The sequence below is a fragment of the Pseudomonas sp. ES4 genome (assembly GCF_050586665.1).
Lineage (GTDB): Bacteria > Pseudomonadota > Gammaproteobacteria > Pseudomonadales > Pseudomonadaceae > Aquipseudomonas > Aquipseudomonas frederiksbergensis.
Map to the genome: position 1 here is coordinate 206,608 of NZ_JBOBDO010000008.1, position 7,242 is coordinate 213,849.

General features: G+C 57.2%; 6 protein-coding genes. 2 read left to right on the forward strand and 4 right to left on the reverse strand.

Features of this window, described 5'->3' with window-relative positions; all coding sequences use genetic code 11:
• Window positions 1–174: 174 nt before the first annotated feature.
• The 4 genes from ACQ4OB_RS12375 to ACQ4OB_RS12390 form a co-directional block, all read right to left on the reverse strand.
• Window positions 175–1,611 (reverse strand): NAD(P)(+) transhydrogenase (Re/Si-specific) subunit beta, encoded by a 1,437-nt coding sequence (locus ACQ4OB_RS12375; protein WP_430955758.1) that lies wholly within the window; start codon window positions 1,609–1,611, stop codon window positions 175–177.
• Window positions 1,611–1,934 carry an NAD(P) transhydrogenase subunit alpha gene (locus ACQ4OB_RS12380; RefSeq protein ID WP_003187010.1) on the reverse strand — a complete coding sequence of 108 codons (324 nt, stop codon included), beginning with the start codon at window positions 1,932–1,934 and terminating at the stop codon, window positions 1,611–1,613. The genes ACQ4OB_RS12375 and ACQ4OB_RS12380 overlap by 1 nt, the downstream gene beginning before the upstream one ends.
• Window positions 1,935–1,949: 15 nt before the next feature.
• Complete coding sequence (locus tag ACQ4OB_RS12385; RefSeq protein WP_074872386.1) at window positions 1,950–3,071, reverse strand: Re/Si-specific NAD(P)(+) transhydrogenase subunit alpha; 1,122 nt, start codon at window positions 3,069–3,071, stop codon at window positions 1,950–1,952.
• A gap of 435 nt (window positions 3,072–3,506) precedes the next feature.
• Window positions 3,507–4,406 (reverse strand): LysR family transcriptional regulator, encoded by a 900-nt coding sequence (locus ACQ4OB_RS12390; protein ID WP_074872388.1) that lies wholly within the window; start codon window positions 4,404–4,406, stop codon window positions 3,507–3,509.
• A gap of 157 nt (window positions 4,407–4,563) precedes the next feature.
• Between ACQ4OB_RS12390 and ACQ4OB_RS12395 the strand changes: the two genes are divergently transcribed.
• Both ACQ4OB_RS12395 and ACQ4OB_RS12400 read left to right on the forward strand, forming a co-directional pair.
• The gene (locus ACQ4OB_RS12395) at window positions 4,564–5,745 is read left to right on the forward strand and encodes an acyl-CoA dehydrogenase (RefSeq protein WP_008154475.1); all 1,182 of its coding nucleotides are present in this window, start codon (window positions 4,564–4,566) and stop codon (window positions 5,743–5,745) included.
• Between the two features lie 13 nt (window positions 5,746–5,758).
• On the forward strand, window positions 5,759–6,979 hold the full coding sequence (locus ACQ4OB_RS12400) for a CaiB/BaiF CoA transferase family protein (protein WP_074872390.1): 1,221 nt from the start codon (window positions 5,759–5,761) through the stop codon (window positions 6,977–6,979).
• The last annotated feature ends 263 nt before the right edge of the window (window positions 6,980–7,242 follow it).

Here is a 7,242-nt window from a genome sequence, read left to right on the forward strand (position 1 = left end):
TTATCTCGGGCAACGAAAGCAAGGAGTGCAGTCTAGTGATTTCAAAAAAAATCCTCCCGCTACCATGGTCGAATGCAGAGCCCCGATTTAGAGCCTTTGGTCGGTTTTTAGCGGGCAATAAAAAACCCCAGCCTACTAAAGGCTGAGGTTTTGGGTATTGCGCTGGAGCAGGTTTTACTCGACGGCTTTGACCATGTCTTCGATGACTTTCTTGGCGTCGCCGAAGACCATCATGGTTTTGTCGAGGTAGAACAGCTCGTTGTCCAGACCGGCATAGCCGCTGGCCATCGAGCGCTTGTTGACGATGATGGTTTTGGCTTTGAACGCTTCGAGAATCGGCATGCCGGCAATTGGCGATTTCGGATCGTTCTTGGCAGCCGGGTTGACCACGTCGTTGGCGCCCAGTACCAGCACCACGTCGGCTTGGCCAAACTCGGAGTTGATGTCTTCCATTTCGAACACCTGGTCGTAAGGCACTTCGGCCTCGGCCAGCAATACGTTCATGTGGCCAGGCATACGACCGGCGACCGGGTGGATCGCATACTTCACGGTCACGCCGCGATGGGTCAGCTTCTCGGTCAGCTCTTTCAGCGCGTGCTGCGCCCGTGCTACCGCCAGGCCGTAGCCCGGAACGATGATCACGGTGTCGGCGTTGGTCAACAGGAAGGTTGCATCGTCAGCCGAACCGGATTTCACCGGGCGGGCTTCTTTCGAGCCAGCAGGGCCGGCGGCGTCCGCGGTGTTGCCGAAACCACCGAGCAGCACGTTGAAGAACGAGCGGTTCATCGCTTTGCACATGATGTACGAGAGAATCGCACCGGACGAACCTACCAGCGAGCCGGCGATGATCAGCATCGAGTTGTTCAGCGAGAAGCCGATGCCTGCTGCTGCCCAGCCGGAGTAACTGTTGAGCATCGACACAACCACCGGCATATCCGCGCCGCCGATCGGGATGATGATCAGCACGCCCAGCACGAAGGCCAAGGCCAGCATCAGCGCGAAGGCGTTCAGGTTACCGGTCAGCATGAAAGTCACGCCGAGGCCCAGTGTCGCCAGGCCCAGCAGCAGGTTCAGCTTGTGCTGACCGCCGAACTGTACGGGTGCGCCCTGGAACAGGCGGAACTTGTACTTGCCCGACAGCTTGCCGAAGGCGATCACCGAACCGGAGAAGGTGATTGCACCGATGGCCGCACCGAGGAACAGCTCCAGACGGTTACCGGCAGGAATCGCATCGCCCAGTTGCTTGACGATGCCCAGCGATTGCGGCTCGACAACTGCTGCAATGGCAATGAACACCGCGGCCATACCGATCATGCTGTGCATGAAGGCGACCAGTTCCGGCATTTTGGTCATTTCAACGCGCTTGGCCATGATCGACCCGGCGGTACCTCCGACCAACAGGCCTACGATGACGTAGCCGATGCCGGCGGTGGCCAATTCGGCACCTAGCTTATAGACGAGACCCACTGTGGTGAGAATTGCCAAAGCCATGCCGAGCATGCCGTACATATTGCCGCGCCGCGAGGTGGTCGGGTGCGACAGGCCTTTCAGGGCCTGGATGAAGCAGATCGACGCGATCAAGTAGAGCGTCGTTACGAGATTCATGCTCATTACTTAGGCGCCTCTTCTTTTACTGCTTTCGGGGCTTTTTTCTTGAACATCTCAAGCATCCTGCGGGTAACCAGGAAGCCGCCAAATACGTTCACCGCTGCCAGGGCTACCGCCAGGGTGCCCATGGTCTTGCCCAGTGGCGTTACGGTCAAAGCCGCGGCCAGCATGGCGCCGACGATCACGATCGCCGAGATTGCGTTGGTTACCGCCATCAAAGGCGTGTGCAGTGCGGGCGTAACGTTCCAGACCACGTGATAACCGACATAAATCGCCAGCACGAAGATGATCAGGTTGTAGATACCGGGGGAGATAAGCTCTTCCATCGTCTGAATCCCTGCTTAGGCGTTTTTGCGGATGACTTGGCCGTCGCGGCACATCAGGCACGCGGCGACGATGTCGTCTTCGAGGTTGATCTCGAACTGGCCTTCTTTGTTGAAGACCAGCTTCAGGAAGTCCAGCAGGTTGCGTGCGTACAGGGCCGAAGCGTCTGCGGCGACGGCGCCGGCCAGGTTGGTCGGGCCGCAAATGATTACGCCGTTCTCGACCACAACCTGGTCCGCCACGGTCAGCGGGCAGTTGCCGCCCTGGGCTGCCGCGAGGTCGATGACCACCGAGCCCGGCTTCATCTGCGCCACGGTTTCCGCGCTCAACAATACTGGCGCCTTACGGCCCGGGATCAGTGCGGTGGTGATGACAATGTCAGCCTGTTTGGCGCGTTCGTGCACGGCCAGGGCCTGACGTTGCATCCAGCTGGCAGGCATTGGTCGCGCGTAACCACCGACACCAACGGCACATTCGCGCTCTTCATCGGTTTCGTAAGGCACGTCGACGAACTTGGCGCCGAGGGATTCGATCTGCTCTTTTACCGCAGGGCGTACATCAGACGCTTCGATCACTGCACCCAGACGTTTCGCTGTAGCTATCGCCTGCAAACCGGCTACACCTGCGCCAAGAATCAGCACGCGCGCCGCTTTCACGGTACCCGCAGCCGTCATCAGCATCGGCATGAAGCGTGGATAGTGGTGAGCGGCCAGCAACACGGCTTTATAACCGGCGATGTTTGCCTGGGAGGACAGAACATCCAGGCTCTGAGCGCGGGAGGTGCGTGGCGCGGCTTCCAGCGCAAACGCGGTAATGCCGCACTCGGCCAGCTTGGCAATGGTTTCATTGCTGAACGGATTGAGCATGCCCACCACAACGGTGCCGCTCTTAATCAGCGTCAGCTCGCTGTCGCTGGGGGCGACCACCTTGAGAATCAGTTCGGCACCAAACGCATCGTTGGCGCTGCCAATAATTGCGCCTGCCGCTTCATAGGCACTGTCGACAACGCTGGCATTAATACCGGCGCCGCTTTGCACAGTGACCTTATGACCCTGGCCGATCAGCTTCTTGATGGTTTCCGGGGTTGCAGCAACCCGCGTTTCACCCGTCTGGGTTTCGAGAGGAACACCAATGTGCACGTCAAATCTCCTGCGTGATCTTATTGAGTAAACCCAGGCACTTCGGATGGTGCGGCTGGGGCGGCCGATCAGCACGATCCCGCCAAATCAGGGCGGGGCGCGGCATTTTGCAGGCGAACTTAGTGCCCTTCAAGGGTTTATGAGGGGTGACGGAAAATTAACTACAAGTCACCCCGTGACCGAATGTCGCAACTAACCGGTTCAATCCCTTGCAGGCCGTGCCTTGTAAGGATTTTTATAAAAATTGGAGAATTTACGCATCGGTCAGGTGAATGAGGCGTTATTGCTCCGCAATAGAGGCTCAAGGCCACGTTTTCAGGCGCTTGTGGGACGTTTGTACTGCTTGTCGGTACAGTTATCAAATATGCGACAAATACTTATATCTGTAGTGTTTTGGTTTTGTTGACTACGCAGTCAGATTGTTGCGAAAAGCCTTTATCCTTCTAGGCTGTAGCTCTGTGCCTGATTGACCAACCAATCGCGAAATGCCCTTAAAGAGGCTGATTCGACCTTTCGCTCGGGAATCATCAAGTAATACGCCTTGATACTTGATAGCGCCTGGGGGTTGGCAATGACCAGGCGCTTCTCGGCCAATTCGCGTTGAATCAGGAACGGCGGAATCAGTGCTATTCCCATATCGTGCATGGCCGCTTGGGCAAGCATGGAGAATAGCTCGTAGCGCGGCCCTGTCATGTCTCGCGGGATATTTAGGTTTTGAGAGTTGAACCACTGGCGCCAGGCATAAGGGCGAGTGGTCTGCTGCAACAGGGGCAATTCGGCGATGTCGCCGGGAGACAGGGTTGTGTTTTTCCCCATGAGATTGGGGCTGCACACCGGCATCGGATTTTCGCCCATCAGCCTGTGGGATTCGGTACCCGACCAGTCCGCGTCGCCAAAATAGATCGCGGCATCGAAGTCGGTGTCGGCAAACAGAAAGGGCCGCGTTCGGTTAGTGAGGTTGACCGTCACTTCCGGGTGTTTTTGCTGGAAATCCTTGAGCCTTGGCAGCAGCCATTGAGTGCCGAAGGTTGGAACCACCGCCAGCTCAATCACGTTGGCTCCTTGCTGGCCCATCACTGACAAGGTGTCCCGTTCAACGGCATCGAGTTGGGTGGCCACCCGGCGGCTGTAGGAAAGACCGGCCTCCGTCAGCTTGACCCCACGTCGCGAGCGTCGGAACAGTTCTACGCTGAGGAACTCCTCAAGGCTGGCGATCTGTCGGCAAATGGCGCCTTGAGTGAGCGAAAGTTCCTGAGCTGCCTTGGTAAAACTTTCGTGCCGCGCGGCCGCTTCAAAGCTGATCAGGGCCGTTGTGCTGGGGATTTTCCTGCGCATGTACGTCAACCTCACTAATACATCGCATAAAAGCTATTTTGCGATGTTTCGGAGTGAGAAATTAGCACAACAGTATGCAAAATCCTCGTTTGCCGTAACGCCGAACCCGGCCTAGGATCAGCCCACGTTATTTGACCCGATTCGAGAGGACACACTCATGGGCGGTAAAGCTAGCTTCAACTGGATCGATCCCCTGCTGCTGGATCAACAGCTCACCGAAGAAGAACGCATGATCCGCGACACCGCTGAGCAATTCGCTCAGCAGAAGCTCGCGCCGCGTGTTCTCGAAGCTTTCCGCCATGAAAAGACCGACCCGGCAATCTTCCGCGAGATGGGAGAAGTAGGCCTGTTGGGCGCGACTATCCCTGAGCAGTATGGTGGCAGCGGCCTGAACTACGTCAGCTACGGCCTGATTGCCCGTGAAGTCGAACGCGTCGACTCCGGCTATCGCTCTATGATGAGTGTGCAGTCCTCGCTGGTCATGGTGCCGATCAATGAATTCGGCACCGAAGCGCAGAAGCAAAAGTACCTGCCGAAACTGGCTTCGGGTGAATGGATCGGTTGCTTTGGTCTGACCGAACCTGACCACGGCTCCGACCCAGGCGCGATGATTACTCGTGCCCGCAAAGTGGAAGGCGGCTACAGCCTGACCGGCAGCAAGATGTGGATCACCAACAGCCCGATCGCCGATGTGTTCGTCGTATGGGGCAAGGACGATGCGGGTGACATCCGTGGCTTCGTTCTGGAGAAGGGCTGGAAAGGCCTGAGCGCTCCAGCGATTCACGGCAAGGTCGGCCTGCGTGCATCCATCACGGGCGAGATCGTCATGGATAACGTGTTTGTCCCCGAAGAAAACATTTTCCCGGATGTGCGCGGTCTGAAAGGTCCGTTCACCTGCCTCAACTCCGCACGCTATGGCATCTCCTGGGGTGCGCTGGGTGCTGCCGAGTTCTGCTGGCATACCGCTCGCCAGTACACTCTGGATCGCAAGCAGTTCGGTCGCCCATTGGCCGCCACTCAGCTGATCCAGAAGAAGCTGGCCGACATGCAGACCGAGATCACCATGGCGCTGCAAGGCTGCCTGCGTCTGGGTCGTATGAAGGACGAGGGTACTGCAGCGGTAGAGATCACTTCGATGATGAAACGCAATTCCTGCGGCAAGTCCCTGGACATTGCTCGCATGGCGCGCGACATGCTGGGTGGTAACGGTATTTCCGATGAATTCGGTGTTGCTCGCCACTTGGTCAACCTGGAAGTGGTGAATACCTACGAAGGTACGCATGACGTCCATGCGCTGATCCTCGGTCGTGCGCAGACTGGCATTCAGGCGTTCTATTAATAGGAGAACGGCCATGGGCGCGCTTTCGCATCTACGGGTACTGGATTTATCGCGGGTGCTGGCTGGGCCTTGGGCCGGGCAGATCCTTGCTGACCTTGGCGCCGAAGTGATCAAGGTCGAGCGCCCGGGTAATGGCGATGACACGCGCGCCTGGGGGCCTCCCTTCCTTAAAGACGCTTATGGCGAGAACACTAGCGAGGCCGCCTATTACTTGTCGGCCAATCGCAACAAGCAATCGGTCACCATCGACTTCACTCGGCCTGAAGGGCAGAAGCTGGTGCGTGATCTGGCGGCGAAGTCGGACATCCTGATCGAGAACTTCAAGGTCGGTGGGTTGGCGGCCTATGGTTTGGACTATGAGTCGCTAAAAGCGATTAATCCAAATCTGATTTATTGCTCGATTACCGGGTTTGGTCAGACCGGCCCTTATGCCAAGCGCGCGGGTTATGACTTCATGATCCAGGGGTTGGGCGGCCTGATGAGTCTGACGGGGCGACCCGAGGGGGATGAGGGTGCCGGGCCGGTGAAGGTTGGCGTGGCGCTGACGGACATTTTGACCGGTCTCTATTCCACTGTGGCGATCCTTGCAGCGCTTGCGCATCGGGATCATGACGGTGGCGGTCAGCATATTGATATGGCGTTGCTGGATGTTCAGGTGGCTTGCCTGGCTAACCAGGCAATGAATTACCTGACTACCGGCAATGCTCCTAAGCGCCTGGGCAATGCTCATCCGAATATCGTGCCTTATCAGGACTTTCCTACGGCGGATGGAGACTTCATCCTCACCGTGGGTAATGACGGGCAGTTTCGCAAATTCGCTGAAGTGGCTGGACAGCCGCAATGGGCAGATGATCCACGCTTTGCGACCAATAAATTGCGGGTGGCGAATCGCGCGGAGTTGATCCCACTTATTCGCCAGGCGACTGTATTCAAGACGACTGCTGAGTGGGTGCTGCAGCTGGAGCAGGCAGGTGTGCCGTGCGGGCCGATCAATGATCTGGCTCAGATGTTTGCTGATCCTCAGGTTAAGGCGCGCGGGTTGGCCATCGAACTGCCCCATGTGCTGGCCGGGATGGTGCCGCAAGTGGCGAGTCCGATTCGCCTGTCCGAAACGCCTGTGGAGTATCGCAATGCACCTCCTCTATTAGGGGAGCATACGCTGGAGGTTCTGCAGCGGGTGTTGGGTCTGGATGCTGGTGCTGTGGCGGCATTCAAAGAGGCCGGAGTGCTCTGAGGACTTCTTCTATATAGAAGAGGGTGTGAGCTGTTTTGAGCGCTCTGCAAGTACTTGATAGAAAAATGCAATTAGGGGTTGACGGCAGATTCTGGAAGTCTATAATTCGCCCCACTTCCGGCGCAGTCGAAACGGAAAACTCCTTGGTAAACAATGAGTTATGCAGTTTTCGACAGCGAGTTGCTTCAGGTCATCGAAGCCCAGAAGGAGTTGAAAGAGCAGGGTTGTTTGGCTCTTTTGACGGTTCGATCTTCTCGGTCGAC